At 35.5% G+C, this 26312-nt stretch carries 29 protein-coding genes, 2 pseudogenes and 2 riboswitches; of the genes and pseudogenes, 10 read left to right on the plus strand and 21 right to left on the minus strand.

The window, feature by feature from the left end; genetic code table 11:
• Positions 1-8: 8 nt before the first annotated feature.
• Entirely contained in the window at positions 9-1109 is a 1101-nt protein-coding gene (gene gcvT, locus AC3WTA_RS08800; RefSeq protein WP_000631766.1) for a glycine cleavage system aminomethyltransferase GcvT, read from the minus strand.
• Positions 1110-1501: 392 nt separating this feature from the next.
• Between gcvT and AC3WTA_RS08805 the strand changes: the two genes are divergently transcribed.
• Together AC3WTA_RS08805 and AC3WTA_RS08810 are read left to right on the plus strand one after the other, a co-directional pair.
• Positions 1502-3184: a DEAD/DEAH box helicase gene (locus AC3WTA_RS08805; protein ID WP_001100048.1), complete on the plus strand. Its 1683-nt coding sequence runs from the start codon at positions 1502-1504 to the stop codon at positions 3182-3184.
• Positions 3171-3965 carry a YqhG family protein gene (locus tag AC3WTA_RS08810; RefSeq protein ID WP_001183977.1) on the plus strand — a complete coding sequence of 265 codons (795 nt, stop codon included), beginning with the start codon at positions 3171-3173 and terminating at the stop codon, positions 3963-3965. Before AC3WTA_RS08805 ends, AC3WTA_RS08810 begins: the two co-directional genes overlap by 14 nt.
• Positions 3966-4001: 36 nt before the next feature.
• On the opposite strand, the gene AC3WTA_RS08815 is transcribed toward AC3WTA_RS08810, so the two are convergent.
• Positions 4002-4133, minus strand: a complete 132-nt coding sequence (locus AC3WTA_RS08815; protein ID WP_000064661.1) for a hypothetical protein — start codon at positions 4131-4133, stop codon at positions 4002-4004.
• Positions 4134-4230: 97 nt separating this feature from the next.
• Positions 4231-4458 (minus strand): hypothetical protein, encoded by a 228-nt coding sequence (locus AC3WTA_RS08820; protein ID WP_000032702.1) that lies wholly within the window; start codon positions 4456-4458, stop codon positions 4231-4233.
• Positions 4459-4531: 73 nt separating this feature from the next.
• Here AC3WTA_RS08820 and AC3WTA_RS08825 point away from each other — a divergent pair.
• Both AC3WTA_RS08825 and AC3WTA_RS08830 read left to right on the plus strand, forming a co-directional pair.
• Positions 4532-4649: pseudogene (locus tag AC3WTA_RS08825) on the plus strand (GTP pyrophosphokinase).
• A 140-nt stretch (positions 4650-4789) separates the two neighbouring features.
• Positions 4790-5422 carry a VC0807 family protein gene (locus tag AC3WTA_RS08830; protein WP_001073110.1) on the plus strand — a complete coding sequence of 211 codons (633 nt, stop codon included), beginning with the start codon at positions 4790-4792 and terminating at the stop codon, positions 5420-5422.
• 67 nt (positions 5423-5489) lie between these two features.
• On the opposite strand, the gene AC3WTA_RS08835 is transcribed toward AC3WTA_RS08830, so the two are convergent.
• From AC3WTA_RS08835 to comGA, 10 genes are all read right to left on the minus strand, one after another.
• On the minus strand, positions 5490-5690 hold the full coding sequence (locus AC3WTA_RS08835) for a YqzE family protein (protein WP_000106080.1): 201 nt from the start codon (positions 5688-5690) through the stop codon (positions 5490-5492).
• A 38-nt stretch (positions 5691-5728) separates the two neighbouring features.
• The gene (locus AC3WTA_RS08840; protein ID WP_000836644.1) at positions 5729-6226 is read right to left on the minus strand and encodes a shikimate kinase; all 498 of its coding nucleotides are present in this window, start codon (positions 6224-6226) and stop codon (positions 5729-5731) included.
• 118 nt (positions 6227-6344) lie between these two features.
• Positions 6345-6995 carry a 2OG-Fe(II) oxygenase gene (locus tag AC3WTA_RS08845; RefSeq protein WP_000183842.1) on the minus strand — a complete coding sequence of 217 codons (651 nt, stop codon included), beginning with the start codon at positions 6993-6995 and terminating at the stop codon, positions 6345-6347.
• A gap of 175 nt (positions 6996-7170) precedes the next feature.
• Positions 7171-7542: a competence type IV pilus minor pilin ComGG gene (comGG, locus tag AC3WTA_RS08850; protein WP_001231189.1), complete on the minus strand. Its 372-nt coding sequence runs from the start codon at positions 7540-7542 to the stop codon at positions 7171-7173.
• Positions 7539-8009, minus strand: coding sequence for a competence type IV pilus minor pilin ComGF (comGF, locus tag AC3WTA_RS08855; protein ID WP_000923108.1), 471 nt, complete (start codon positions 8007-8009; stop codon positions 7539-7541). Before comGF ends, comGG begins: the two co-directional genes overlap by 4 nt.
• Positions 7979-8281, minus strand: a complete 303-nt coding sequence (locus tag AC3WTA_RS08860) for a hypothetical protein (protein WP_000829519.1) — start codon at positions 8279-8281, stop codon at positions 7979-7981. Before AC3WTA_RS08860 ends, comGF begins: the two co-directional genes overlap by 31 nt.
• On the minus strand, positions 8274-8729 hold the full coding sequence (gene comGD, locus AC3WTA_RS08865; RefSeq protein ID WP_000810391.1) for a comG operon protein ComGD: 456 nt from the start codon (positions 8727-8729) through the stop codon (positions 8274-8276). Before comGD ends, AC3WTA_RS08860 begins: the two co-directional genes overlap by 8 nt.
• Positions 8726-9025 (minus strand): competence type IV pilus major pilin ComGC, encoded by a 300-nt coding sequence (comGC, locus tag AC3WTA_RS08870; protein WP_001178693.1) that lies wholly within the window; start codon positions 9023-9025, stop codon positions 8726-8728. The genes comGD and comGC overlap by 4 nt, the downstream gene beginning before the upstream one ends.
• An 11-nt stretch (positions 9026-9036) precedes the next feature.
• A complete protein-coding gene (comGB, locus tag AC3WTA_RS08875) occupies positions 9037-10068 on the minus strand; it encodes a competence type IV pilus assembly protein ComGB (protein WP_492332863.1) in 1032 nt (343 codons plus the stop codon).
• Positions 10061-11104, minus strand: a complete 1044-nt coding sequence (comGA, locus tag AC3WTA_RS08880) for a competence protein ComGA (RefSeq protein ID WP_033657726.1) — start codon at positions 11102-11104, stop codon at positions 10061-10063. The genes comGB and comGA overlap by 8 nt, the downstream gene beginning before the upstream one ends.
• A gap of 206 nt (positions 11105-11310) precedes the next feature.
• On the opposite strand from comGA, the gene AC3WTA_RS08885 reads away from it, so the two are divergent.
• The 3 genes from AC3WTA_RS08885 (at position 11311) to AC3WTA_RS08895 (ending at position 13876) form a co-directional block, all read left to right on the plus strand.
• On the plus strand, positions 11311-12006 hold the full coding sequence (locus tag AC3WTA_RS08885; protein WP_000434122.1) for a helix-turn-helix transcriptional regulator: 696 nt from the start codon (positions 11311-11313) through the stop codon (positions 12004-12006).
• Between the two features lie 126 nt (positions 12007-12132).
• Positions 12133-12375: a DUF2626 domain-containing protein gene (locus tag AC3WTA_RS08890; RefSeq protein ID WP_000440715.1), complete on the plus strand. Its 243-nt coding sequence runs from the start codon at positions 12133-12135 to the stop codon at positions 12373-12375.
• 106 nt (positions 12376-12481) lie between these two features.
• Complete coding sequence (locus AC3WTA_RS08895) at positions 12482-13876, plus strand: L-cystine transporter (RefSeq protein ID WP_001094342.1); 1395 nt, start codon at positions 12482-12484, stop codon at positions 13874-13876.
• A 233-nt stretch (positions 13877-14109) separates the two neighbouring features.
• Here the strand turns inward: AC3WTA_RS08895 and AC3WTA_RS08900 are convergent.
• Positions 14110-14519: pseudogene (locus AC3WTA_RS08900) on the minus strand (hypothetical protein).
• Between the two features lie 98 nt (positions 14520-14617).
• Positions 14618-14833 (minus strand): DUF3912 family protein, encoded by a 216-nt coding sequence (locus AC3WTA_RS08905; RefSeq protein ID WP_001008334.1) that lies wholly within the window; start codon positions 14831-14833, stop codon positions 14618-14620.
• A 254-nt stretch (positions 14834-15087) separates the two neighbouring features.
• Here AC3WTA_RS08905 and AC3WTA_RS08910 point away from each other — a divergent pair, with 254 nt between their 5' ends.
• Positions 15088-15399, plus strand: coding sequence for a hypothetical protein (locus AC3WTA_RS08910; RefSeq protein ID WP_001093232.1), 312 nt, complete (start codon positions 15088-15090; stop codon positions 15397-15399).
• Between the two features lie 38 nt (positions 15400-15437).
• Here the strand turns inward: AC3WTA_RS08910 and AC3WTA_RS08915 are convergent, their stop codons facing one another.
• The 6 genes from AC3WTA_RS08915 to AC3WTA_RS08940 all read right to left on the minus strand — a co-directional run bounded on the left by AC3WTA_RS08915 (position 15438) and on the right by AC3WTA_RS08940 (position 23292).
• Positions 15438-15926, minus strand: coding sequence for a hypothetical protein (locus tag AC3WTA_RS08915; protein WP_000764275.1), 489 nt, complete (start codon positions 15924-15926; stop codon positions 15438-15440).
• Between the two features lie 79 nt (positions 15927-16005).
• Positions 16006-16380, minus strand: coding sequence for a nucleoside 2-deoxyribosyltransferase (locus AC3WTA_RS08920; RefSeq protein WP_001012498.1), 375 nt, complete (start codon positions 16378-16380; stop codon positions 16006-16008).
• Between the two features lie 95 nt (positions 16381-16475).
• Positions 16476-16736, minus strand: coding sequence for a DUF3966 domain-containing protein (locus AC3WTA_RS08925; RefSeq protein ID WP_000817963.1), 261 nt, complete (start codon positions 16734-16736; stop codon positions 16476-16478).
• Between the two features lie 248 nt (positions 16737-16984).
• The gene (murG, locus tag AC3WTA_RS08930; protein WP_000724751.1) at positions 16985-18043 is read right to left on the minus strand and encodes an undecaprenyldiphospho-muramoylpentapeptide beta-N-acetylglucosaminyltransferase; all 1059 of its coding nucleotides are present in this window, start codon (positions 18041-18043) and stop codon (positions 16985-16987) included.
• Positions 18044-18061: 18 nt separating this feature from the next.
• Positions 18062-21460, minus strand: a complete 3399-nt coding sequence (metH, locus tag AC3WTA_RS08935; RefSeq protein ID WP_000649692.1) for a methionine synthase — start codon at positions 21458-21460, stop codon at positions 18062-18064.
• Entirely contained in the window at positions 21460-23292 is a 1833-nt protein-coding gene (locus AC3WTA_RS08940; RefSeq protein ID WP_000770340.1) for a bifunctional homocysteine S-methyltransferase/methylenetetrahydrofolate reductase, read from the minus strand. The genes metH and AC3WTA_RS08940 overlap by 1 nt, the downstream gene beginning before the upstream one ends.
• A gap of 70 nt (positions 23293-23362) precedes the next feature.
• Positions 23363-23472: riboswitch (SAM riboswitch) on the minus strand.
• Between the two features lie 203 nt (positions 23473-23675).
• Positions 23676-23785, plus strand: a riboswitch (SAM riboswitch).
• Between the two features lie 242 nt (positions 23786-24027).
• On the opposite strand from AC3WTA_RS08940, the gene metI reads away from it, so the two are divergent.
• Both metI and metC read left to right on the plus strand, forming a co-directional pair.
• Positions 24028-25140 (plus strand): cystathionine gamma-synthase/O-acetylhomoserine thiolyase, encoded by a 1113-nt coding sequence (metI, locus tag AC3WTA_RS08945; protein ID WP_000103902.1) that lies wholly within the window; start codon positions 24028-24030, stop codon positions 25138-25140.
• The gene (metC, locus tag AC3WTA_RS08950) at positions 25137-26300 is read left to right on the plus strand and encodes a cystathionine beta-lyase (RefSeq protein WP_000122282.1); all 1164 of its coding nucleotides are present in this window, start codon (positions 25137-25139) and stop codon (positions 26298-26300) included. The genes metI and metC overlap by 4 nt, the downstream gene beginning before the upstream one ends.
• The last annotated feature ends 12 nt before the right edge of the window (positions 26301-26312 follow it).

Below are 26312 nucleotides of genomic sequence, written 5' to 3' on the forward strand. Positions count from 1 at the left end.
TCTCCCCGTTACTTTGAACGTTTATAAAATGGTGTTGGAACAACTACTGCTTTGACGCGTTTATTACGAATTTCAATTTCTACTTCTGTATCAACTGCTGCGTATTTTACATCAATTAGTGCTAAACCAATGCTTTTCTTTAACGTTGGAGATTGTGTACCACTCGTTACTTCCCCGATTTTTTCTTCTCCAATAAATACAGGGTAATGTGTACGAGGAATTCCACGTTCGATTACTTCGATGCCGACTAACTTACGAGGCGCACCGTTTTCTTTTTGCTCTTTTAACGTTTCTTTTCCAAAGAAGTCTGCTTCTTTATTTGGTTTTACCGCAAAGCCAATGCCAGCTTCAATCGGTGTAATATCTTTTGATAATTCTTGACCATAAAGTGGTAATGTTGCTTCGAAGCGAAGTGTATCACGAGCACCTAAACCACATGCTTTTAAGCCTTCTTCTGCTCCAACTTCAAGAAGTTTCTCCCAAAGTTTTGCAGCATCTTCACTCTTACAGTAAATTTCAAATCCATCTTCACCTGTGTAACCTGTACGAGATACAAGTGCTGGAATTCCATCTACAAGAATATCGTTTTTAAATTTAAAGAACTTAATTTCTTTCAAATCTTCTGACACAACTTTTTGTAAAATGCCTTCTGCTTTTGGACCTTGAATTGCAAGCTGTGCAACTTCACTAGAAACATTGACTACTGTCGCATCGCCAATTACATGGCTAGCTAACCATTCGTAATCTTTCTCGATATTTGATGCATTGATTACTAATAAATAGTCTTCTTCACCACGTTTGTAGATTAATAAATCATCTACTGTACCACCATTTTCGTAGCACATAGCTGTATATTGTGCGCCTCCTACCTTTAAAGTAGAAACGTCATTTGTAACAACACGTTGTAAAAATGCTAAACTATCTACACCTTTTACCTCAACTTCTCCCATATGAGACACATCGAACAAACCTGCAGCCGTACGTACAGCTTCATGTTCTTCTTTAATGCTTGAAAATTGAACTGGTAATTCCCAACCACCGAAGTCGATTGTTTTTCCACCATACTTCGCGTATACATCAAATAACGGTGTACGTTGTAATGTAATCATGCTCTCTCCCCCTTATGCTTTGACAAATCAATAAAAGTTGCTCGCCATATCTAAACATTTTCACTCTGAAAAGATAGGATATACGGAATCTCATTATATTTTTTTATGAAAGCGTAAATAAAAAATCACTTTCTTGGATAAAATACGAAAGATTCCACACATTTCACACCATTATCCTAACATTATTCGCTATATTTCATCAATATTCTAGCATAAAAAATAATTTAGAATTTTTCATTCTTAATCTTATTAAATACAACTTTCAAAATTCAGCCCTTTATCTTTGCCTATTCTTTAACTTTCAGTATGTGTAATAGCTCCTTATTACAAGGCTTATATAATAAAGATTTTTTTAATAATTACTTTAGTTTATAAAAGGTGGGAGAGTCGTAATGAATGTCGATATTTCCGTAGATCGAACGTGGCAAAACAATTTTTTAAATAGAATTAATGAAGATGGTCCTTGGACAAATTGGGATTTATATCATTTAGCTTATAAAACAGAAAAATCGTTACTTGTTCCTACTTTCGATGGATTACAAGCACCGAAACATTTATCTCATTTCACACCACTTCCTCATCAATTAGAAGTCGCTCAAAATGTCATTGAACAAATGAATGGTAAAGCGATACTAGCAGATGAAGTGGGACTTGGGAAAACGATTGAAGCTGGGCTTATTTTAAAAGAATATATGGTCCGCGGCCTTGTGAAAAAAGTACTTATACTCGTCCCTGCCTCTCTCGTATCACAATGGGCATACGAATTAAATACAAAGTTTTTTATTCCAGCTGTAGCCCAAAAGAAAAGCTACTCGTGGGAACAAGCCGATGTGATTGTATCATCAATTGATACTGCAAAACGTTCACCGCATCGCGATATCGTTTTGAACCTAGAATATGACCTTATTATTATCGATGAAGCACATAAACTTAAAAATAATAAAACAAAAAACTATGAATTTGCACAACGATTAAAAAAGAAATTTTGTTTATTATTAACCGCTACGCCTGTTCAAAATAAGATTGATGAAATTTTCAACCTCGTTTCTTTATTAAAGCCAGGACATTTAGGCAATCAATCCAACTTTGAAGAATATTACGCTTCAAAAAATCGTTCCGCCGAATCTGATGAAGATTTAAAAGCTCTTATTAACAAAGTGATGGTCCGAAATCGACGTCATAATACCGGAATTGATTGGCCAAAGAGACATGTACGTACAATTTTTGTTGAGTTTAATGAAGAAGAGCAAGCTTTGTATAATGGTATTGAAAATTGGCGAGGACAAGATGCCTTCACATCTGCTTTCTCATCGTTAACTTTAAAACGGGAAGCGTGTAGTAGTCGTGAAGCTGTTTACTACTCATTAAAAAAACATGTGGAAAAAAGGCAGAAAGAAAATGAGCATTACATAAAGGACCCACATATTGATGTGCTAATGGACAAAATTAATCATATTCCTTTCAACTCAAAAGCGAATAAAGCTCTTGAGCTTATAAAAGAAATTGACGATAAAGTCATTATCTTCACTGAATATAGAGCTTCACAAATGTATTTACAATGGTTTTTACAACAACACGGTATTTCTTCCGTTCCATTCCGCGGCGGGTTTAAACGCGGGAAGAAAGATTGGATGAAGGAGCTTTTCCAAAACCACGCACAAGTATTAATTGCAACGGAAGCTGGTGGCGAAGGGATTAACTTACAGTTTTGTAGCCATATGATCAATTATGACTTGCCATGGAATCCAATGCGTCTTGAACAAAGAATCGGACGTATTCACCGTCTTGGTCAAAAGAATGATGTTCATATTTATAACTTAGCTACAAAACATACTGTTGAAGAACATATTTTGAAACTGTTATATGAAAAAATCAATTTATTTGAGCGTGTTATCGGCGAGCTTGATGAAATTTTAACGAGAATTAATATGAAAAACATCGACGCGCATATTCAAGAAATCTTTGCGCAGTCAAAAAGCGAAGGAGAAATCCGAATTAAGATGGAAAACTTAACATCTATTATCGACTTCGCGAAACGAAATGAAGCTGAGGTGCAAGGCTATGCAGCAACATGAAATTCATAATTACTTATACAATTTTTTTGAGGCGAATAACTGCGAAATTTTAAAGCGCTCCCCTCATCTATTAGATGTGCAGTTAACAATTGAGATGGATAAATTATTAATGAACCGTCCTTTTTATTGGCACTATCTTGAGAAAACAGGAGGCGTACCGAATCCGATGCGCCTTACTCTTCTTACAAATCCAGAAAGTGAAGAAAACGATGGTGAGCTTATTCACTACGGTTCACCACGTCTTCATCAAATTTTCCAAACGACAAAAGAATTAGGCTCTTACATACGTTTATATGAGGAAGTACGGCATAGCGGGGCAACGCATACACCGCTCCATCCTTGGCTCGGTGTAAATATAAAGGTTTCCTATCAATGTGATCGAAAAAAAGACATCCTTCACTCCATTGGGATTCATCTCATTTCTGGCACAATGATTGCAAACTTTCATGAAACATTAGCTAAAATTAAACTTACACCGAAAATACCTGACTTTTGTTTTACGCTCTCGCCTATCATTAAACCGCAAAGCGGTTTACAACGTATAGAGGATGCTTTAAAGAATATTATTGCAGAAGATGACCATACGTGGGCGAAAGAAGCAAGAGTGCGCTGGAATCACGATTTAGACCTTTTAAATCGTTTTTATGAAGAGAGTGATGAACTTCCCGAAAGCTATGAAATTGAAAAGCAAGCCTTGCAAGAACAATATGAACCCCGCATTACAGTGCAAATTATTAACGGCGGACTCTTTTATGTTACTGCGAATCATTTTCTTTCTTAAAAAGCCCCTTCTGTTTTAGAAGGAGCTTTTTTTGAGTTATCCTCTATCGCCATTACGCTCTTGTTGTTTTTGCTTTGCCATACGTTTTTGATGCGCACGATCTTTTGCGCTCACATGATTAGCATCAGTTGGAAGATTTTCTTTTGAACGACCAATTCCATTGCTCATCTTTATCACTCCTTTTTATATCTTTCAAAATACATCCTTATTTTCAGCTAGAGATACAATCCTTATACAAAAAAATAAGAGCAGCCATTGGCTACTCTTACTCACTCACGTATTTTTGAAACATATCATGGATGCCTTTATTTACTAGGTTCGAGATCTGCTCGTCAGATTTATTCGGATAACGATCACGCAATCTGATAGATGCCTTCACCATTAAATTTTCTAATACAGAACGGCCACCTTCTCCATAAATAATTTCAGCATACTTAACAAGCCTTCCATCCTCTACTGTTGCTGGATTATGATTGAAGAAAAATTTACTCATTGTCTCCACCTCTCTATTTTGATAACGTTTACATTTATATAGATTATTTATGTTATTTATTTCACAATATTGTATGCATGTATATTTAATTAGTTTCATTATAAAGCAACATATCGATAGTAAATATGTGATTTTCCGTCCATTTTGTGAACAAACCAAAAAATGAAAGCGTTTCCTTTATTATATACTAAAAAAACTTACTACGCTAGGGGCAATTTTTTTAATCTACTAATCCCTCAAAAATTAATATATTTTTTCTTTTCCCATTAAACCTTATACAATTTTCAGAAATTATATTATAAAATATATGTATGACTTAAGGAGGATTTATATGAATCAAAATAAAAAAGCTATATTAGATCTTGTCTTTTATCTCGTAATCCCATTCCTCATTTGGAAATTTGCAAAACCTTATATCGATCCTTATTACGCGATGTTACTTTCCTCTGTTCCAGGGATTATTTATACACTGTATACCTTTAAAAAAGAAAAACAGTTTAACGTGACAGGGTTCTTTATTTTAATTACACTCATTTCTAATACAACAGTAGACCTATTATCTGGATCAGCTGAACGAATGTTGTGGAACGATGCGTATTATCACATCGTACTCGGTATTATCGTCATATGTACAATTTTTATAAAAAAACCACTTATGTTATATTTCGCAGCAGATATTGCCGCATTGCAAGGCCATGACCGTGATAAAAGTCGTGAACTGTATCGTGATAGTCGTATCTATCCAGCACTACAATATTTAACGCTATTTTTCGGGCTACAATTTATATTAAAAAGCTTCTTAAAAATTTATTTCATCTCTGTTTTCGGTGTAGATGGCTATGGTGAAATGAGAGCGATTATGACTGCTGTTGGGTGGGGCATTTCCATTTGTATCGGAATTGGATTTGTTTGGGTAAACAATAAAATACATGCTGTTACAGAAGAAAAAGAATCTGTACAGTAAATGAAAATCCCCTAGTAGCATCATACTACTAGGGGATTTTCATTTTGCTACACATATTACGAAATCGTTAACTTGATTTTTTTCTTTTATCTTTTACGTTTCGATAAAACAAAGCAGCACTTAGCGGCATAACACCAAACCACTTATTCATAAATGGCTCTTTTTCAGCACGGCGTTGTTCTTTCTTTTGTTTACGATCTTCCTTTGGAGCATCCATGTACGAGACAAACTGCTGTGTCACAAAGCGAACATAATCATTAGTAGACATATTATCATCACCTCTACTTGATTAGTATGTCCACTTTTTTATTCATTAATCTTTTCTTTTAATTCATTCATAATTTGCTTTACAGACTTATTCGTCGTATCGATATGAATATGAGCCTCTTCATAATAAGCTCGGCGCGATTCAAATTTTGCCACAAATGCCTCTATATCTTTCTTCTGAAATAGTGGACGCGTCGTATCTTCACGGAGTCTTTCTGCAATTACATGTGGATCACAATATAAATACACGACAGTTCCATTTTCCTTCATCCACTTTCGGTTTTCCTCTCGCTCGATGATTCCACCACCAGTTGTAATAATTACATTACAACTGGGTAGTGAACGTAACATTTCACTTTCATATTCCCGAAAAGCGATTTCGCCTTCTTCGGCAAAAATATCACGAATTGCCTTCTCCTGATTCTCTTCAATTTTTTGGTCTGTATCGACAACATCCATATGAAGTTCTTTACTTAACGCTTTTCCAATTGTTGTTTTCCCAGCTCCCATATAACCGGTTATGTATATAGATTTCATGTTCGTTCCTCTCAATCATCCGTTATTATTTTTTATTATAACGAAAGATTTCATTATTTAATAAAAAAACGTTTTGTTCTCCTTATACAATGAAGAACAAAACGTTATATACACGCTTTTACTTATAAGCGCCTCTTCTCACCCACTGTGTTGCAATCCATTTCTCACCTTTCGTTACAGGTGCCCCTCCATGTAACGTAAGCTCATTTAATGATTGGTCTTGATAAAAATACTCAAAGTATACTGCCATTCCCTTTCTAGGGTGCACAGAAAGATTTAATTTCGGAAAGAACGTTTCTCCGCCTTCTTCTACATCATTTAAGTACATGACAAGCGTACTAATACGATTATTAGCAGCTGATCTACTATGTTCCGCAAAATAATCATAGTGCGCTTTATATTGTTGATCCACTTCATAATTTAAAATGTGTAATCCTTCTCCATGCGACACAGGAACATTCATGATAGATGAAATTCGTTTTTCAATCTTCGCAGTAAGTTCATTATCGTCCAAAAATGCACCACTACTCGTTCGAATATCATTTACATCACGTGATGAACCAACTTTAGAACGCTTCATTTTACTTTTAGACAATTCAATCAATTCATCACATTCTTCATCACTTAATACATTTCCTAACACGACAATAAGAGGTTCTTCGAATTTTGAAATAATGTGTATTTCCCTATCTTCCGTCATAATTGCATTTCCTTTATGATCAAAAATAGTTTGTTCCTTATTTTCGCCTATTTGATTGTTATTTGTCATTTCCCTATTCTCCCTAAAAAAATATGTTTGGATAGCATGAATATATCATATTCTTTCTACCTTTCTCTTTTTTGAGAAAATTTAAACTTTAAATTGTTTTATTTATCCATTTTCCACAAAAAAATAACCTATTTTAAAATAAGACATTATGATTTTCATCCGTATATTTTACATACTATCCTTCTATCCAATCGAATATTTTCTCATCCTTTTTTCTATACCGAAAGCTTACTTTATAGAAAACTTCTTGTTTTATTTTGCACTGCAACGAAACGAGAATATCAGCGTTTTCAAAGACGTAATTTCCACTTGCTTCGCCCTTTTCATATTGAAAGAAAAAAGTATCTTCCTTTTCTTTTTGCTGTAAGTCTTTTTTTATATTTGTAATTGATCGATTTAGTAGTTCTTCCAGTACAAACTTTTGCTCTATTTCAATATAAAATTTTTTATCTATAAGCAACATATTCGTTTCGTATACAAAGAACGAAGTTAATAATACAAGAAAAATGATTGTTCCTGGCATCGTAAATCCATCTTGTTTTCTCATATATTTATTTCCATTTCGCTATATCTGACAGCTACACCTTCATATATTTTCCCACTCATATCTTTCACATTTATAAAGAGCAAATGAGGTGTTACTTCATACGAAACCATTTCAACATTTTGTAATATAACTTCTCTTCCGCGCATATTCACTTTTCTTATAAGATGATTATTCAATTTTTCATACGTCACTTCATCTCCAGTGCGAAGACGGAAGCGCAAAAGATTATCTTTATTTTCAGGGACTATTTTTTCTACAAAAGATACTTCACGAAACTCTAACTGTACTTGTCCTATAAACACATCCCATTCCCAATTATTTAATCCTTTTGATTGGTTGTTTTCTATTCCAATAAAATTCAAACGTGGTAAGAGTAAAAAGAACAGTGATAACAGAAAAAAACATACGATCATTTCTATTAATGTAAACCCAACTTCTAATTTATTTTTTCTCCTGCATAAAAGCATTGTTCCATCATTCTTCCTTTCACATCTTTCCACATAGCACAAACTTCATTTCCTCCCCAATATGTGTAATATACATTTCCGTTTACGACTTTTTCTTGCGGTCGTTTCGCCCCATTCTCATACATATATAAAGCTGCTTCCCTTTTTAATAATACAAATGCTTTATAACGAATTTGTATGTTTTTTCGTTCTTGCATAACCAATACTGTTTGCGGAAGTAGTAAAGATACTGTCATCATTACTATACTTAATGCTACAAGCATCTCAGCCATCACTGACCCTTTTTGACATTTCACGATACGTAAATCTTCCTCTCCCAAGCTGAAATACAATCTCATATTTATAACTTCGATACGAAAGTAAAATAGTGCCACCTCTATTAATATTTCCACTCGGATTATATGTCATCGGATTTGGAAAAGTATTCAAATCAATTTGTATATCGCTATCATATTCTCTTTTAATGATAGTAAGATTCTCACTTAGCTCCCCTATATAATACGTATGTCTATCTTTATACCATCGTAATGTATAGTGTTTTTGACGGTTTATCGCTAATTGTTGCATATACAAAATATCGTTTGAAAACTGTCTTAAAAATTGTTCCACTTTTTGTTTTTCATGTAATGAATGTACGTTAAAATACGTGACCATACTTAGTACAGAAATTGCAAATAGAACGAGTAGCATTTCTAAAAGAGTAAAACCTTTTTGTTTCACAGTTTCCCAGTTGTTACTGTGCCATCATTTGAAATATGAATGGATTCACCATTCGGACACTCATCAGCTGTAATATATTTTTCATCCCTTAGCTCTTTTAGCGAAGGAATTTTATTATGTTGTAAATGGTATGCTTGTATTTGAGCTTCTATAGATTTCACATAGGCTTTACATCCTTTTCCTTCGACGGATGAACGCTGTGTAACTACATTCGGAATAATTAATAGTAATAATACAGTTATGACGACCATAACTAATAACATTTCTAAAAGGGTAAACCCTTCTTCATTCTGCATGTAAATACCTCCTAAATAGAATTCATCATTTGAAACATTGGCATAATCATTGCTAAATACATAAGAACGACTATTCCTCCAATACACGTAAATAAAATTGGTTGAATGATCACTAACATACGTTTAACTTTTTGCTCCATTTTTTCCATAATAAGATCGCTATAGTCACCTAATTCAATCGCCAAATTACCGTTTGCTTGTCCATGCGTAATAATATAAGAAAGTTCTTCCTCATAATATCCGCTTTTAGCAATAATAGATTGCAACGGTTCTCCCGCAATTAATTGACGTTCAATTCGGCCCGCTTCATATTGAAAAAACGGATGATAATGTTGCTCCATCATTATTGTTAGAGCCTCAAGTACTGATAGTCCGCCGTGTAATAAACCGCTCAATTGAGTGGCGAAATAATGTGAATGCTTTAAAACAAGAAATTTTTTTACGAGGGGGATACAAAGCTTAATTTTTACCTGCTTCATATGCGGGAGTTTTTGAAAGTAAAATATATATACACTACAGCCAATCATAACGATAAAAATAGTGCTAAAAATAAGATAGGGTAGTAGCTTAATTGCACTTAATATTTGTTCTGTAAATAACGGTGCTGTGGAACCAAACGAACTATATACCATGTCAACCTGTGGTAATAAAATGCGATTAAAAATCAAAATCATGATTAGTAAAAAGAGCGCCAAAAACATAGGATACTGCATTATTTTCATCATATCTTTCCTATACTTATCCTTTTTATAAAGAAGTGCGCTCCCTTGTTGCAATGCAAAAGAAATATCACCATGTTTCTCGGCATAAAATAAATAACTTAACATCTCCTGATGAAACTTTAATTGATGAAAAGAATCGTGTAGACTTTTTCCATCTTTTAATCCATCAATCATGCGCTGCAATTGTACTTTCTTTTCTAAAGGTAATTGAAACCGTAAAAATTCTAATGCCTGCAAAAGGGAGTATCCTTTTTCTAATAGTTCTCCCAATCGTTTCAGCAATACGACTTGATCACTTAAACTCCATATCTCCTTAAACATAAACATCCTCTTCTAAAAATCCTAAAGCGTATCCTTTTCGTATCAAAGATTCTAATGTTTCATGCTTGTATGTGACACATTCCCCGTTTGCTTCTTTAATCGCTTGTTTTAACTCATATCCATATAACAACTCATAAATACTCGCTTGTCTTACCTCCCTCATTGATTTACATAAAATTGAGCACTTTCTTTGGCAAAACGGACACTTCAATTCGACAAGTCGCTGTGCAGCTATAGCCAATAAAGATTGTTCAATCTCTTGCCTCGTTATACCGAAATCCATAAATCGGAGTATCGCCCCTTTCGCATCACTAGTATGCAGTGTCGTCATTACTAAATGTCCAGTCAAACTTGCTCTTATAGCGATTTTCGCTGTTTCTTCATCACGAATTTCACCGACTAAAATAATATCTGGATCATGACGTAAAATGGCCTTTAGTCCCGCCTCATATGTGATACCTGCTTTTTCATTTATTTGAATTTGTAATACATCGTCATTTCTTTTTTCAACTGGATCTTCAAGTGTAACGATGCGACGTGTTTTCTTTTTTTTAATTACCTCTAATAATGCATACATTGTTGTTGTCTTCCCCGAACCAGTCGGTCCAGTAAATACGAGTAATCCATGTGAATAGTGTAAAAAAGAGAGTAGTTTTTTCGCTGTACTTGGAAATAACGAAAGATGAGATAACGGCTGAATAGATGCTTGTAAATGAAGACGAATAACGAGACTTTCTTGGTATACGGTTGGAAGCGTGGAAAGGCGTAAATACACTTCTTGTCCATCCATTTGTAAATACAGTGAACCATTTTGTGGCTTCCGTCTCTCCCCTATATCCATGGATGCTAAAAATTTAAAGTGTGAAACAAGCTTTTCTCCAAATTCCTTTTCGATACAGTGTTTCGTCATTAAATCTTTTCCTATACGCAGTTGAACCGCTACATCCTTCTTCCGGGGCACAATATGTAAATCCGAAGCTTGTACCCTGCACGCCTCTTTCAAAATCGTATTCGCAAAAATTTCAATTCCATTCATCATTTTTTCCCTCCCCACTATGTATATAGCATGAAAAAACAGATAAGAAAAATCGACATTTTTGTATTTTCACCAGAGGAAAAAGGGAAAATATGTTTGTGAAATTATGAACAATTTCCGAATTATTGTCTGAAATTACCTATATGGAAGTTTATCTGTATTATAATGTTATTATCTTGGATAAAGTGATAAAGGTGGAGATCCTCATGGAACAAGCTTTAAAAATTACAGGCGTATTATCTGACCCAACTCGTTATTACATTTATAAATATATTTCTCAAAAACATAGTTACGTAACTGTACAAGAAATTGCAGATGAGTTTGACATTCATCCAAACGTAGCACGTTTACATTTATCTAAATTAGAAGATGTTCATATGCTGAAATCGGAAACGAAAAAAACTGGAAAAGGCGGAAGACCAAGCAGATTATATGTATTATCTGAAGATGTGATTCAATTACAATTTCCATTCCGCGATTATCAATTGTTAGCAAGAATAGCATTTAATTCTTTACTTAGCCTTGGCGCCGCTGGTGAAAAAGCGCTATACGAAACAGGAAAACAATTCGGGGCCGAGTTAATGCAACAACATATGCAGCGTTTACATGTGAATGAAGATGCTTTAACAGTAGAGCAAAAAGTCCAAATTGCAAAAGAAGCTTTCTCAACAGCTGGTTTATCACCTGCATTTGAATTAAGTGCAGATGGAACGAAAATTTTCTACGATGTACACAATTGTCCATTTAAAGAGGTTGCTGTTCATCACCCAACTGAAATTTGTAATATGCACGGAGATATGATGAAAGGGATTTTTGAAATCCTATTCCCTAACACGGAATTAACACGAAATGATAGTCTACTAGATGGATGTAAATCTTGTAATTACAAACTAACAATTTAATTTTCTCATATAAAAAGAAGCCAATTATAATTGGCTTCTTTTTATATGAACGAATATTTACAATAGTAAGAAAAATAAACTATAATGAAGTGAGGTTTACTTTTTTTAGAAAAGGAGGGAGATGGCATGGAGCGCATGTTTCGCGTTCTCGGCTTTTGGACTGGAATTTTCTCGGTTATGTTTTACGTAGGGGATATGCATTCGACCGCACTACTATTTTTAGGACAAACAGGTTTCTTCGTAGTTTTAAGCTATTTAAATTTAACAGAGCGTATGTATATATACGTATTCGGGGCATATTTAACTGTTTTCTTCATAGGATTTACATACTACACGACGTTTTTACTTGTCCCTGGAGCTGGACATTAAAGATGGCATTTTGCCATCTTTTTTTTAATTCCGCAATTTCCTAGTTGACTTATAGGTTTTATTACCTTATATTCTATATAACAGATTGGAATTAGGGGGAATCAACATGAATACACTGCTTGTCGGAATTAACGTTGCAGTCATGCTCATCTTAGTTGGCGTATTATATTATATGCAACGTAAGCATGTATCTTTTAATAAACGTGTATTTACTGCTTTAGGAGTCGGAATTATATTCGGTCTTATATTACAATTTATTTATGAGCCAACTTCTAAAGTAATTATTGAATCAAATACTTGGTTTAGCTTGATCGGTAACGGTTATGTGAAATTACTTCAAATGATCGTTATGCCACTTATTTTAGTATCTATTATTTCCGCATTTACAAAATTACAGTTAACGAAAAACCTTGGTAAAATTAGTGGTCTTATTATCGGAATTTTAATTCTTACTACAGGAATCGCTGCAGCTGTCGGTATTGCTGCAAGTGCAGGATTTGATGTATCAGCAACAGGCTTACAACAAGGTGATGCAGAATCCGCTCGTCTGAAGTTAGTTGAAGAAAGATTTACTTCTATTGAAAAAACAACAATTCCAGATAAATTATTAGAGCTGTTGCCTACAAATCCGTTTCTTGATTTAACAGGTGCTCGTCCAACATCAACAATTTCTGTTGTAATATTTGCAGCCTTTATCGGTATCGCCTTTATAGGGGTAAAACGAAAATATCCAGAACAAGCAGAACTATTTAAGAAAATGCTTGATGCTGTATATGCAATCGTAATGCGTATGGTAACATTAATTTTACGTCTTACTCCATACGGCGTATTAGCTCTTATGGCAAAAACAGTTGCTGGTAGCGACATTAATGCTATTTTAAAACTTGGTAACTTCGTGTTAGCGTCTTACGTGGCACTTATCTTAATGTTCGTTATCCACTTATTATTAATTGCTCTATCTGGTTTAAATCCAATTCAATATTTAAAAAAGGTGTTCCCTGTATTAACATTTGCATTCACATCTCGCTCTAGTGCTGGTGCAATGCCATTAAATATTGAAGCGCAAAAAGAAAAGCTTGGTATTTCCGAAGGGATTGCAAACTTCGCAGCATCATTTGGAGTATCTATCGGACAAAACGGTTGCGCAGGTATTTATCCAGCAATGCTTGCAATGATGGTCGCTCCAACTGTAGGAATCGATCCATTACAACCACAATTTATTTTAACTTTAATCGCTGTCGTTGCTATTAGCTCATTCGGTGTTGCCGGTGTTGGTGGCGGTGCAACATTCGCAGCGTTAATCGTACTATCTACAATGAACTTACCAATCGGTATTGTCGCTCTTGTTATCTCAGTTGAACCATTAATCGATATGGGTCGTACAGCTCTTAACGTAAGTGGTTCTATGACAGCAGGTCTTATTTCTAGTAAATGGCTTGGTGAATTAGATCAAGATACGTACAATCAAGATGATACAAAAACTGGTGAAATTGCTTCATAATGAAAAGGACGCTAATAAAAACTGTTAGCGTCCTTTTTTAGTTCTTTTCATCTTCCTCTTTGTCTTTTTATACATAAGGCATAACATATTGTTCCAAACACTATGTATAAAGCTCTACCAATTACTTCAGCCATGTTAAAACAACACTTATGTATCACTATGTATAGATATAGCGAAATTATACCGTTTTTCATTTTTTTAATAACTATTAATTATAAACTAAAGACTAACTATTATTCCTCATCTGCAAACTGTAAAAACTCTTCCAACCGCTCCTTTAACTCCTCCTCTATCTCACAATAAGTTTCATCAACAAGTTCACCACTTAACTTACTTCCCCAAAACCTTATTTGAAGCGGTACCCCTAAAAAATATAATTACAACATTCCCAGATAGGAACTGTATAAAATTCAGTCATCTCTCCTTCTTCATCTAATACAGCTATCGAAATGGATGAAGAATATCCTGTTTCAAAAGGATCTTCTTTATCTCTGATGAGTTCTATAAATAATTCCATGTTTTTTTCTATGTACAAATGTGAATAATCTTTAAAAAGTTTAAATGATATTCTCTCTGTTTCCTTCTCCATACACTGAATTTTCTCTTTTAACTCCAATGTAAAATCTTGTTCTTTATACTTCATTCTCGCCTCCTAAAACACTGAACAAGAGAATACCAATCTCGTATTCTCTCATTCTTATGCTGCTACAATTATTTTTATTATCTCACAGCCCGTCCTTCTTACAAATAACCATTTTGTTCGCACCATTTATGAAATTGTCCTACGTCTACTCCAACTAATACGATATCCTTTAGCTCTACATCAATGATTTGTTCTCCAATTACAATAGCAAACTGCGATTCTAATTTTGTCTCGCTGTTCTTTACAATTCCAATTCGGTTCCGATGCGGTCCATCTTTTATATATGCTTTTTGTCCTACAATATCAAAGTTCAAGTCTCTCACCTCTTTTATTGCGCTTAAATTTGAAATACGAACTCAAATTCGGAAAATTCCCTTTCCTTGCACTATTTCTCTATATATATGACGAAACAATAAAAGAGTCCTCCCTTCTTTACAATTATTTTTTCTTTGTTTCATTTTTGTGATTGAAACGTAAAGTTTATAATAAAATACACTTGGAAGCGCTTTCTATGTAATTTTTTATGTTATAATATATGAGTAGAACTTCGCAAAGAGGGTTAAAAAAAATGAATACAAAAATGATTAAAAAAGTAATTGACGCATTAAAAGTATATGGCTTTCAGAATGTATCATTCTGTGACAAAACGAAACAATTTTTATTTCATAACGAAATGGATATTATGAGCGGCTATGCAGAAATAACATATAGTAGTCAATTTGAAAAATTCAACGTACAAATTCATCCGATTGAAACACATCACCAAGCAGAGTTACAAGAGGTTGAAAGACATATACAGGCCTGTATAAGAAAAGTGGAATATTTAAACGCACTTCTTAGCGGACAAACAAAACTAGATGACAAAATTATTATAATGTAAAAAAAAGAACGTGAGAATATCACGTTCTTTTTTTTACATTATACGTTCATCTTTTCCTTCAATTGTAATCCTGTAATGGATTCTAACACATCCATTGCTTCTCCAAATGTCATATCAAAAATTGTCTTATCTTCTATGTATGGAAATTGTCTAAAGCGTTTTTCTAACATTTTCACGGCGTCCGACGTAAAGTGTACACTATCAATGCCAAATTCTGTTTCAAGAAGAACAATCCAATCTAACACATGAAAACCTAATCCATTTACGAATGAAATAAGTTTTTCTTCTGGCTGTGAAGATAAGAATACGTGTCGTTCCATCTCATCGAAAAGTTCTTCACCTAAAACTTCTGCTAATTCATCATCATGTTCGCGTTCAATAATCTCTTCATATCCGTAATCATCCACAAGCTCTTCCACTTCTTCACTATCCTCACAAAGCAATTGACTAAGAACGGCCTCTTTCTTAAATTCACTATTTTGTACGACTTCTAAAAAGCTCGTTTCCCATCCATTTTCTAATTTCATATTATATACTCCTTTATATACGTTTCTTATCATCACTGTACCCAAAAGATCACTTTTATAATCTTTTAGGTCATTACTATTATTTCACATGATTCATAACATGAGATGCAAATTCAGTTGCATCTCCTTCAAAAATATTTATTTCTGGCAAATGATAGAACGTTGTTTGAAGCGGGTTTCTTTCATGATATACATATATCTTTTTCTCTAGCGCAATCGCCATTCCAAACTCTGTATGGCTCCCGTTTCCGCCATCTAATATAAGTAAAAAGACATCCGCTTCTTTAATAGCATTCTTTTCTGCCTGACCAATTTCTCTTAATTGATCTTGATTCACTGCTCTTTCGTTTCTTGTCCAATCATATGTATGGTGCCATCCTGCATGTTTCAGTTCATTTGCTATAGAACGTACAAGATGTTTATTTTGGAATCCTGAGGCGACATAAAAATTCATTTATATACACTCCTTCATTATGTACGGGAAACTCCTTTTAGCGTTAATTGCTATAAACATAATAAAGAACGACTTCAAAAAAAAAATCCCCATCTTTAAAACTTATTTGCGTTTAAATGATGGGATTCTTCATGCTCTTCTTTTATTTTCTTCTTTTTATAACTTTCATCAGCTAACATTTCTAGTTCAGCTGTTATTTCTGATTTTTCAAGCTCTCTTTCTTGCGAAAATTTCCTTGAAATATAAACAATAACACTACCAACGTACAACACAAAGCATATAATAAGTGCAGTATTTTCATAGAGACTTAGCTCCAACACAGTCACTCCTAATCCATTCGTATTTTCACGCTTCATTAATTGGAATTTCCCTACTAATCCATTTGTTACCCCGCATTAACGGGCAGTAAAACCCCCACCTCAAAATTCAGCAAAAATAAAGAAGTTAGGTGTGGGATTAACTGCCCGTAAAAGCCCGATTGGTTCAACTAATAATCAGTGGGGGATTAACCCCTCCCCCACTGATTAAAGTTTCACTTTATTGTAACATAAAAATATCAATCCTTGGAATCTTTCATCCTACTAAAAAAGACATGATTGTTTCATCATGCCTCTGAAATATGTTGAATGATTGTTTGAATTGCTTCTTTTCCATTATATTTTTTTAGTGCTGTTTTATACATCTCATTATTTTGATTTAATTCTTCGACATGCTTTATAAGTGATTTCACAGTCACATCTTCTTCATACAATACGGAAGCATATCCTTGTCTTTCAAAAGACTCTGCATTTAGTATTTGATCTCCACGACTTGCAAATTTTGATAGCGGAATTAAAACCATCGGCTTTTGCAATGTTAAAAACTCAAAAATGGCATTAGAGCCCGCACGTGAAATAACAAAATCTGTTATCGCTAATATGTCTGGCAGTTCCCCATGTATATATTCAAATTGTTTATATCCTTCTTTATTTTGTAAGCTTTCATCAAGATTACCTTTTCCACAAAGATGAACAATTTGATATTTTTTCAGAAGTTCTGGTAACGCTTCTCGAACCGTTTCATTAATTTTCTTTGCGCCCAAACTTCCTCCCATAATTGTAATAACTGGCTTTTTACGTGAAAAACCTAAAAACACTAAACCTTTTTCACGATTTCCCTTTAGCACTTCTTCACGTACAGGAGATCCTGTATAGATTACTTTTTCTTTCGGTAAATGTTTCGCAGCTTCTTCAAATGTAACAAATATTTTCGAAGCAAAACGGAGCGCAATTTTGTTTGCTAGTCCTGGCGTCATATCAGATTCATGTAATAAAACAGGGACTCTATTTAGCCAGCCTCCAATTACGACTGGTACAGATACGAAACCACCTTTTGAAAAAATCACATCCGGTTTTAGTTTTCGAATCCTTACATACGCATCCATAACACCCTTCATTACAAGAAAAGGATCTTTTATATTTTTTAAATCAAAATAACGACGTAGCTTGCCGCTTGCAATACTATAATACGGAATGCCTTCCTTTTCTATAATCGTTTTCTCAATTCCTTGATGAGAACCAATATAAGAAATATCCCAATTCTGTTCTTGTAAATGTGGAATGATGGCTAAATTAGGTGTTACATGCCCTGCCGAACCGCCACCTGTAAAGACTATTTTCTTCATACGTCTCCCCCTTCTACACTATAATACACTAAAATATCTTGCCTCAGGGTGAGAAAATACCATAGCCGTTACAGACGCTTCTGGCTCCATCATAAATCCTTCCGTTAATGAAATACCTATTTCTTCTGGATGAATAAGGCGAAATAACTTTTCTTGATCCGCAAGTTCTGGACATGCTGGATAACCGAAAGACACGCGTATCCCTCTATATTTCGTACGGAAGCGTTCTTCCATCGTCAGTTCAGGTGAGTCCGGAATGCCCCAGCGGTCACGGATAAGCATATGTGTTTTTTCAGCAAGTCCTTCTGCTAGTTCAAGCGCTAACGATTGGATCGCATGGCTGCGTAAATAATCACCCTTCGCCTTCCACTCTTCAGCAATGTCCCGAACGCCTTCCCCAACTGTAACAGATAGGAAAGCAACATAGTCCATCTCATCTCCAACTGGTCGTAAATAATCACCTAAAGTACGATATGGTGCTTTTCCTTGTCTTGGGAATGTGAAACGCTCTATAACACGCGTATGATCTTTTGGATCATATATTACAATGTTTTGTCCGTCACTTTGCGCTGGGAAAAATTGATACACCGCTTTCGGTTTTAACCAAGATCGTCCTTCCTGCAATAATTCATCTATTAAATCATTTAATTCGTGTGCTCTCTTATCTCCCTCTCGCAAAAGCTTCTTCACATTTCCTTTTAATCCAAGGTGATGTCCAAGTAGCATTTGTCTATTTAAAAATGGAGCGAGATGTGCAACTGGAATATCTCGTAATACAATTCGCTTTGTTGAATCAGGTATCATAACCTCAGCCTTCGGTAATGGTTCAATTACTGCTGGAATTTCTACTTTCTTCTCCTCTTTTTTTACGATATGAAGATGACGCTCTTTTTTATCTTGTTTCATCTTCTCACGCTCTTCTTCTTTTTGAAGCTTATTAATAATATCAAGCCCCGTCATCGCATCACTCGCATAGCATACGAGCCCTGTATATGATGGGGATATACGGTTATCTGTAAACTTTCTCGTTAACGCTGCCCCGCCTACAACGATTGGAATATCAATATTTGCCGCTTTTAAATCTTCAGCAGTCGTTACCATTTGTTGCGCTGATTTTACTAATAAACCAGAAAGGCCAATAATGTCAGGCTTCTTTTCTTGTACTTCTTGTACAATTCGATCTGAGCGAACATTGATTCCTAAATTAATAATCTCATATCCGTTATTCGATAAAATAATTTCAACGAGGTTTTTCCCAATATCATGTACGTCACCTTTAACAGTTGCTAATAATACTTTCCCTTTTTTCGCACTCTCGCTAGATTCCATATGTGGCTCTAAATAGCTTACGGCAGCTTTCATACTTTCAGCACTTTGCAATACTTCGGCAACGATAAGCTCATTATTATTAAATAATCGTCCCACCTCATCCATTCCTGTCATAAGTGGGCCATTAATAATATCCAAAGGTTTTCTTCCTTCTGTAAGTGCGAGACTTAAATCTTCTTGTAGCCCTTGTTTCGTACCTTCTACAATGTAATTTGCCAGCCTTTCATCAAGAGTTAATGTTTCTTGGATAACGACATCTTTCTTTTTTGCCGCACGATAGAAATTTGTAAATTCTTCTAACGTCTCTTGCGTCGTTTCAAAAAGTAATGCATCTGCAAGACGTTTTTCTTCCTCTGGAATTGACGCATACCGTTCTAATTTTTCCGTATTCACAATCGCGTAATCTAATCCTGCTTTAGTTGCATGATATAAAAAGACGGAATTTAATACTTCGCGGCCAGCTGGTGGTAAACCAAATGATATGTTACTTACACCTAAAATCGTTAAACACTCTGGCAAGGCTTCTTTAATAAGGCGAATTCCTTCTATCGTCGCTGCCGCTGAACCAATATATTCTTCATCACCTGTACCTACAGGAAATACAAGTGCATCAAAAATAATATCTGACGGGCGTATACCATATTTCGTTGTCAATAACTCATAACTTCTTTTCGCGATTTCGAGTTTTCGTTCTGCACTAACCGCCATACCATCTTCATCAATTGTTCCTACAACAATAGCAGCACCATATTTCCGAAGAAGCGGCGTCACTTTTTTAAATCGTTCTTCTCCATCTTCTAAATTAATTGAATTAATAACAGCTTTTCCTTGAATATAAGTAAGAGCTCGCTCCATCACATTTTCATCTGTTGAATCAATCATAATTGGTACTTTTAACACTTTCGTAACTTCTGCCAAGAAGTTTTCCATATCTTCTATTTCATCGCGATCAGGATCTGCCATACAAATATCAATAATATGAGCATTTTTCTTCACTTGCGCTCTTGCGACTTCAGCAGCCTCTTCAAATTTCCCTTCTGCTACTAATCGTTTAAATTTACGTGACCCAATAACATTTGTTCTTTCACCAACAAATAATGGTCTCATAGAGTCATCATATTGAAGTGCCTCTAATCCACTAACCCCGTGTCCATCTCTTTCGTGGTGTTCACGCGGCTTAAGAGAAACTAATGCAGATTTCATTGCTTTTATATGTTCTGGTGTTGTGCCACAACAACCACCGATAATATTAACCCATCCTTCTTCAGCAAATCGCTTCACTTTTTCAGCGAGTGAAGATGGTGATTCATGATAATGTCCATCTTCATCAGGAAGACCTGCATTTGGATAACAAGAAATGTAACACTCCGACAAATCAGATAGTGAACGAATATGGTCTCTCATAAACTCCGGACCAGTCGCACAGTTTAATCCAACAGATAGTGGCTTCATATGTTCTACTGATAAGTAAAAAGCCTCAATTGTTTGCCCGGCCAGAGTCGTTCCCATCGGTTCAATCGTTCCTGAAATCATAATAGGTACAATTTTATTTAGCTCATCAAAAGCTGCTTGAATTCCAATATAAGCAGCCTTCACGTTACGCATATCTTGACTCGTCTCAACGAGTAATACATCTACGTCGCCATTTAATAAGCCTCTTGCCTGCCTTGTATAGGCTTCAATTAATTCTTCAAACGTTACACCACCAGTAACACTAATCGCTTTCGTTGTCGGCCCCATTGCTCCCGCAACATATACTTCTTTTCCGCTTTCGTTGACCGCTTGCTTTGCTAAACGTGCTGCCTTCTCATTTAGTTCCTCGTCTAAATGAGACAACGCATAATCACTTAATACAATGTTTGTCGCCCCAAATGTATTTGTTTCAATAATATCCGCTCCAGCTTCAATATAAGCTTTATGAATCTTTAAAATGACATCAGGTCTTGTTTCTACTAAATATTCATTACACCCTTCGTACTCTTCTCCTCCGAAATCTTCCGCAGTTAAGTCCTCTTGCTGGATCATTGTTCCCATTGCACCATCTAATATTAAGATGTTATTTTGTAATTTTTCTTCTATACATTTCATCAGTTAATACCTTCTTTCACTTCTTGCTTTTCTCTCACATATTTAACAAGATGTTCTGTAATTTCATATTTTAGAAATGGTGTAATAAGATAAATGCCGTTAAAATATTTCATCGCCACATCGATCAATTCTTGTGAAATGCGAATCCCTTCCTCAATTGCTGCCTCTTTCGTTTCATGTCCATCCATTCTCTCCCTTATTTCTTCAGGTAGAGTAATACCCGGCACCTCAAAATGAAGGAAATCTGCATTCCTTTTACTTATTAATGGCATAATCCCAATAAAAATAGGTTGTTCCAAATGCTTTGTCGCTTCATACACTTCTTCAATTAACGCGATATCATAAATTGGCTGAGTTAAGAAATATTCCGCTCCAGCATCTATTTTCCGTTCCATCCGCTTAACCGCTGCTTTTAAATGTCTTACATGCGGATTAAACGCACCTCCCACTGAAAACCTTGTTGCTGGACCTATTGATTTCCCTAAAATCGAGCGTCCGTCGTTCATTTCTTTAATCATTTTAATGAGCTCAATAGAGGACAAATCATATACAGAAGTGGCACCTGGAAAATCACCAACGCGTGCTGGATCACCAGTTAAAGCTAACACTTCTTCCATACCTAACGCCGATAAGCCTAATAAATGAGACTGTAGTCCAATGACGTTATGATCTCTACACGTTAAATGCGTCAATACCGGAATATCGTGCTTCGTTAATAATGCCCCCATTGCCATATTCGAGATGCGAGGCGATGCTAATGAATTATCTGCTAGAGTAATAGCATCTGCACCAGCTCTTTTCAATGCTCTTGCTCCTTCAAAAAATCGCTGCGTATCTAATGTTTTCGGTGGATCTAATTCCACTACTACTGTCGTTTGTTTTTTTGCTTTCTCTGCTAATGTGACATGAGCTTTTGAACGTTTCTCGTGTGTATGAACTACTTTCGGTCTTTGAATCGTATCCTTTTCTATTACAGGTGTAACATTTGCAATTGCACGTTTCATACTTTCAATATGTTCTGGAGTCGTGCCACAACAACCACCTAATAACCGAATACCTTGCTCAATAAATTTCGGTGTCATCGCTTCGAAATAAGCTGGACTTCCCTCATATACGTAACGTCCCTCCACATAATTTGGGAGACCTGCATTCGGATATGCTGACAAGTACCCATTTTGCGGAATCGATATCATTTTAAAAGCTTCCGTCATGTGAAGTGGCCCTAGTTGACAGTTCAATCCAACAACATTTGCACCGTAATCTAAAAGCTGTTTTAATATTTCATTTACATCATTTCCATTTTGAGTTGTACCTGCCTCATGCAATGCTAATTGAGCTACAATTGGAATATTCGTTTGTTTTCGTAACACCTGAACAGCATGAAGTAATTCAAACTCATCATAGAAAGTCTCTAATAGCAGTCCATCAACCTGTTCTTCTAGTAATGCACTTGCCTGCTCAAGTAGCATAAATTCTCGCTCCATATCAGTTGTTGTAACAGCTCCGATATGTTTCATGCCACCAATTGTTCCTAAAATTGCATTTCTCTCTGTCACAGATGCTTTCGCCAATTTTACTGCCGCTCTATTAATTTCAGTAACTTGATTTTCTAAACCATACATACGTAATTTCGCTTCATTTGCTCCGTACGTATTTGTTTGAATTACATCAGCCCCAGCAGCTACATATTGCTTATGAATCGATATAATTAAATCCGGATCAGATATATTTAATTCTTCAAAACTACTTTGCAAGCCATGTGAATGTAATAACGTTCCAACCGCGCCATCACCTATTACAATTCCTTTTGATAATAAATCTAGTAATTTCACAAATCTCCCTCATTTCCATCAATATAAAAACCCCCTCTTCACTTTGAAGAGGGGGACATAATCAATCCTCCTCTTATCATGCAAAACATTCGTTTTGCAGGTATTAGCACCGTTTCAAACATTTTGTTTGAAGGTTGCCGGGTTTCACAGGGCCTTTCCCTCCACCGCTCTCAATAAGAGTTTGTCTTTATTATTTTATTTATGTAGCTAAAAGGAAATACGTTCCCCTTTTAACAATGTTTGTTAATTTTTTAATAAATTTAGCATGCACAAATGCAAAAGTCAATGACACTTGCGGAAAAATAAAAATTATTTAAAATAAAGTTGCAATTCAATTATCTTTTGTTGTAAAGTTAAAAACATAATAAAATTTCATACGAACATTCTTATCTAGAGAGGTAGAGGGACTGGCCCTATGACGCCTCAGCAACCATTAACATTTGTTAATAAGGTGCTAATTCCAGCAAATTGTGAAAGATTTGACAGATGAGAAGAAGACTCTATTCAAACCGAAAGCCTTCTTCTTTAGAAGGCTTTTTTTATTTTACCCCGCATTAACGGGCAGTAAGATTCCCAACTCAAAATTCAGCTAGAACAAAGAAGTTAGGTGGGAATCGACTGCCCGTAAAAGCCCGATTGGTGAGGACTGATAATCAGTGGGGAATGCCCCCCTCACTGATTAAAGTTTCACTTTACATTCACTTAATTGTTAATTTAAAAAGGAGGAATTTTCACATGTCAACTATTGAAACAAAACTAGCACAAATCGGAAACCGGAGCGAAACTACAACAGGAACTGTTAACCCACCTGTTTATTTTTCAACTGCTTATCGTCACGAAGGAATTGGTAACTCTACTGGCTTTGACTATTCACGAACTGGCAATCCAACTCGTGGTCTTTTAGAGCAGGCAATCGCAGACTTAGAATATGGTGAACAAGGTTATGCCTGTAGTTCAGGGATGGCAGCTGTTCTCCTCGTCCTCTCCCTATTCCGTTCTGGAGACGAACTTATTGTATCCGAAGATTTATACGGGGGCACTTATCGATTATTTTCTGAGCATGAAAAAAAGTGGAACGTTCGATGTAGATACGTAAATACACAATCTATTAAACAAATTGAGCAAGCTATCACAACTGAAACGAAGGCTATTTTCATAGAAACTCCAACTAATCCGTTAATGCAAGTTACCGATATTGCCGCTGTCGCAACCGTAGCCAAAAGACACGGACTACTTCTTATTGTAGACAACACATTCTATACGCCTTATATACAGCAGCCATTAACAGAAGGTGCCGACATTGTACTTCATAGCGCAACGAAATATTTAGGGGGACATAACGATGTCCTAAGCGGACTTGTCGTTGCAAGAGGAAAGGAACTTTGTGAGGAAATCGCTCATTATCATAATGCCTCTGGTGCGGTCTTAAGTCCATTTGACTCATGGCTATTAATTCGTGGTATGAAAACGTTAGCGCTTCGCATGAGACAACATGAAGAAAATGCAAAAGCAGTTGTTGCTTATTTAAATGATGAAGACGGGGTGACAGATGTATTTTATCCTGGAAGAGGCGGCATGATCTCATTTCGTCTGAAAGATGAAACATGGATTAATCCATTCTTACAATCTTTATCCTTAATTACATTTGCTGAAAGTCTTGGTGGTGTTGAAAGTTTAATGACGTATCCAGCAACGCAAACACATGCTGATATTCCTGAAGAAATCAGAACAGCAAACGGTGTATGTAATCGTCTTCTGCGATTTTCCGTTGGCATTGAAAATAGTAACGATTTAATTCAAGACTTAAAGCAAGCCATTAAACTTGTAAAAGAAGGTATAAGAATATGAGTTATTCTATAGATACACTCTTACTGCACAACCAATATAAACATGACTCGCAAACAGGAGCTGTTAACGTTCCCATCTATAATACATCAACATTCCACCAGTTTGATGTAGATACGTTCGGAAAATATGACTATAGTCGCTCTGGTAATCCAACTCGTGAAGCTCTTGAAGATATCATTGCTTTATTAGAAGGAGGAACAAAGGGGTTTGCCTTCGCATCAGGAATTGCAGCGATTTCTACTGCATTCCTCCTTCTTTCACAAGGCGATCACGTACTCATTTCAGAGGACGTATACGGAGGCACTTATCGAATTATAACTGAAGTGCTCTCCCGTTACGGTGTGTCACATACATTTGTTGATATGACCAATTTAGAAGAAATAAAGCAAAAAATTAAGCCAAATACAAAACTCTTTTATGTGGAAACACCCTCTAATCCACTTTTAAAAGTGACAGATATTCGTGCTGTTTCTAAACTTGCAAAATCTATTGACGCCCTTACTTTTGTTGATAATACATTTTTGACACCACTATTCCAGAAACCACTTGATCTTGGCGCCGATGTCGTTCTTCATAGTGCCACAAAATTCATTGCCGGTCATAGTGATGTTACTGCCGGATTAGCTGTTGTAAAAGATGCCGAACTCGCTCAAAAACTTGGATTTTTACAAAATGCATTTGGCGCTATTTTAGGTCCTCAAGATTGTTCTCTCGTACTTCGCGGTCTAAAAACATTGCATGTACGTCTTGAGCATTCAGCTGCAAACGCCAATAAAATTGCACATTATTTACAAGAGCACGCTAAAGTTAAAAATGTCTATTATCCTGGCTTACAAACACATCTTGGATTTGATATTCAACAATCTCAAGCTACATCAGCTGGAGCTGTCCTATCTTTCACTTTACAATCAGAAGACGCACTCCGCCAATTTTTATCAAAAGTAAAATTACCTGTCTTTGCAGTTAGTTTAGGAGCTGTCGAATCGATTCTTTCCTACCCAGCTAAAATGTCACATGCAGCACTGTCGCAAGAAGCTCGTGATGAAAGAGGGATTTCTAATTCATTACTTCGGTTATCCGTCGGCCTTGAAAATGTTGACGATTTAATATCCGATTTTGAAAATGCCCTTTCTTATGTAGAAGAACCTGTAAATGCATAGAACGAACAGAAG

Source organism: Bacillus sp. EB106-07-01-XG149 (genome assembly GCF_058791555.1).

Coding starts and splice junctions, on each gene's coding strand:
- comGB (WP_492332863.1), bottom strand. CDS start 10,068: ATGTTTAAGGAGATATGGAGTTTAAGTGATCAAGTCGTATTGCTGAAA.
- comGC (WP_001178693.1), bottom strand. CDS start 9,025: ATGCAGAATGAAGAAGGGTTTACCCTTTTAGAAATGTTATTAGTTATG.
- murG (WP_000724751.1), bottom strand. CDS start 18,043: ATGAAGAAAATAGTCTTTACAGGTGGCGGTTCGGCAGGGCATGTAACA.
- AC3WTA_RS08885 (WP_000434122.1), top strand. CDS start 11,311: ATGGAACAAGCTTTAAAAATTACAGGCGTATTATCTGACCCAACTCGT.
- AC3WTA_RS08925 (WP_000817963.1), bottom strand. CDS start 16,736: ATGAAGCGTGAAAATACGAATGGATTAGGAGTGACTGTGTTGGAGCTA.
- AC3WTA_RS08915 (WP_000764275.1), bottom strand. CDS start 15,926: ATGAAATTAGAAAATGGATGGGAAACGAGCTTTTTAGAAGTCGTACAA.
- AC3WTA_RS08830 (WP_001073110.1), top strand. CDS start 4,790: ATGAATCAAAATAAAAAAGCTATATTAGATCTTGTCTTTTATCTCGTA.
- AC3WTA_RS08920 (WP_001012498.1), bottom strand. CDS start 16,380: ATGAATTTTTATGTCGCCTCAGGATTCCAAAATAAACATCTTGTACGT.
- AC3WTA_RS08890 (WP_000440715.1), top strand. CDS start 12,133: ATGGAGCGCATGTTTCGCGTTCTCGGCTTTTGGACTGGAATTTTCTCG.
- AC3WTA_RS08835 (WP_000106080.1), bottom strand. CDS start 5,690: ATGTCTACTAATGATTATGTTCGCTTTGTGACACAGCAGTTTGTCTCG.
- AC3WTA_RS08805 (WP_001100048.1), top strand. CDS start 1,502: ATGAATGTCGATATTTCCGTAGATCGAACGTGGCAAAACAATTTTTTA.
- comGA (WP_033657726.1), bottom strand. CDS start 11,104: ATGAATGGAATTGAAATTTTTGCGAATACGATTTTGAAAGAGGCGTGC.
- gcvT (WP_000631766.1), bottom strand. CDS start 1,109: ATGATTACATTACAACGTACACCGTTATTTGATGTATACGCGAAGTAT.
- metI (WP_000103902.1), top strand. CDS start 24,028: ATGTCAACTATTGAAACAAAACTAGCACAAATCGGAAACCGGAGCGAA.
- AC3WTA_RS08895 (WP_001094342.1), top strand. CDS start 12,482: ATGAATACACTGCTTGTCGGAATTAACGTTGCAGTCATGCTCATCTTA.
- AC3WTA_RS08820 (WP_000032702.1), bottom strand. CDS start 4,458: ATGAGTAAATTTTTCTTCAATCATAATCCAGCAACAGTAGAGGATGGA.
- AC3WTA_RS08910 (WP_001093232.1), top strand. CDS start 15,088: ATGAATACAAAAATGATTAAAAAAGTAATTGACGCATTAAAAGTATAT.
- comGG (WP_001231189.1), bottom strand. CDS start 7,542: ATGAGAAAACAAGATGGATTTACGATGCCAGGAACAATCATTTTTCTT.
- AC3WTA_RS08810 (WP_001183977.1), top strand. CDS start 3,171: ATGCAGCAACATGAAATTCATAATTACTTATACAATTTTTTTGAGGCG.
- AC3WTA_RS08860 (WP_000829519.1), bottom strand. CDS start 8,281: ATGGCTGAGATGCTTGTAGCATTAAGTATAGTAATGATGACAGTATCT.
- AC3WTA_RS08840 (WP_000836644.1), bottom strand. CDS start 6,226: ATGAAATCTATATACATAACCGGTTATATGGGAGCTGGGAAAACAACA.
- AC3WTA_RS08845 (WP_000183842.1), bottom strand. CDS start 6,995: ATGACAAATAACAATCAAATAGGCGAAAATAAGGAACAAACTATTTTT.
- metH (WP_000649692.1), bottom strand. CDS start 21,460: ATGAAATGTATAGAAGAAAAATTACAAAATAACATCTTAATATTAGAT.
- comGF (WP_000923108.1), bottom strand. CDS start 8,009: ATGCTTTTATGCAGGAGAAAAAATAAATTAGAAGTTGGGTTTACATTA.
- metC (WP_000122282.1), top strand. CDS start 25,137: ATGAGTTATTCTATAGATACACTCTTACTGCACAACCAATATAAACAT.
- AC3WTA_RS08815 (WP_000064661.1), bottom strand. CDS start 4,133: ATGAGCAATGGAATTGGTCGTTCAAAAGAAAATCTTCCAACTGATGCT.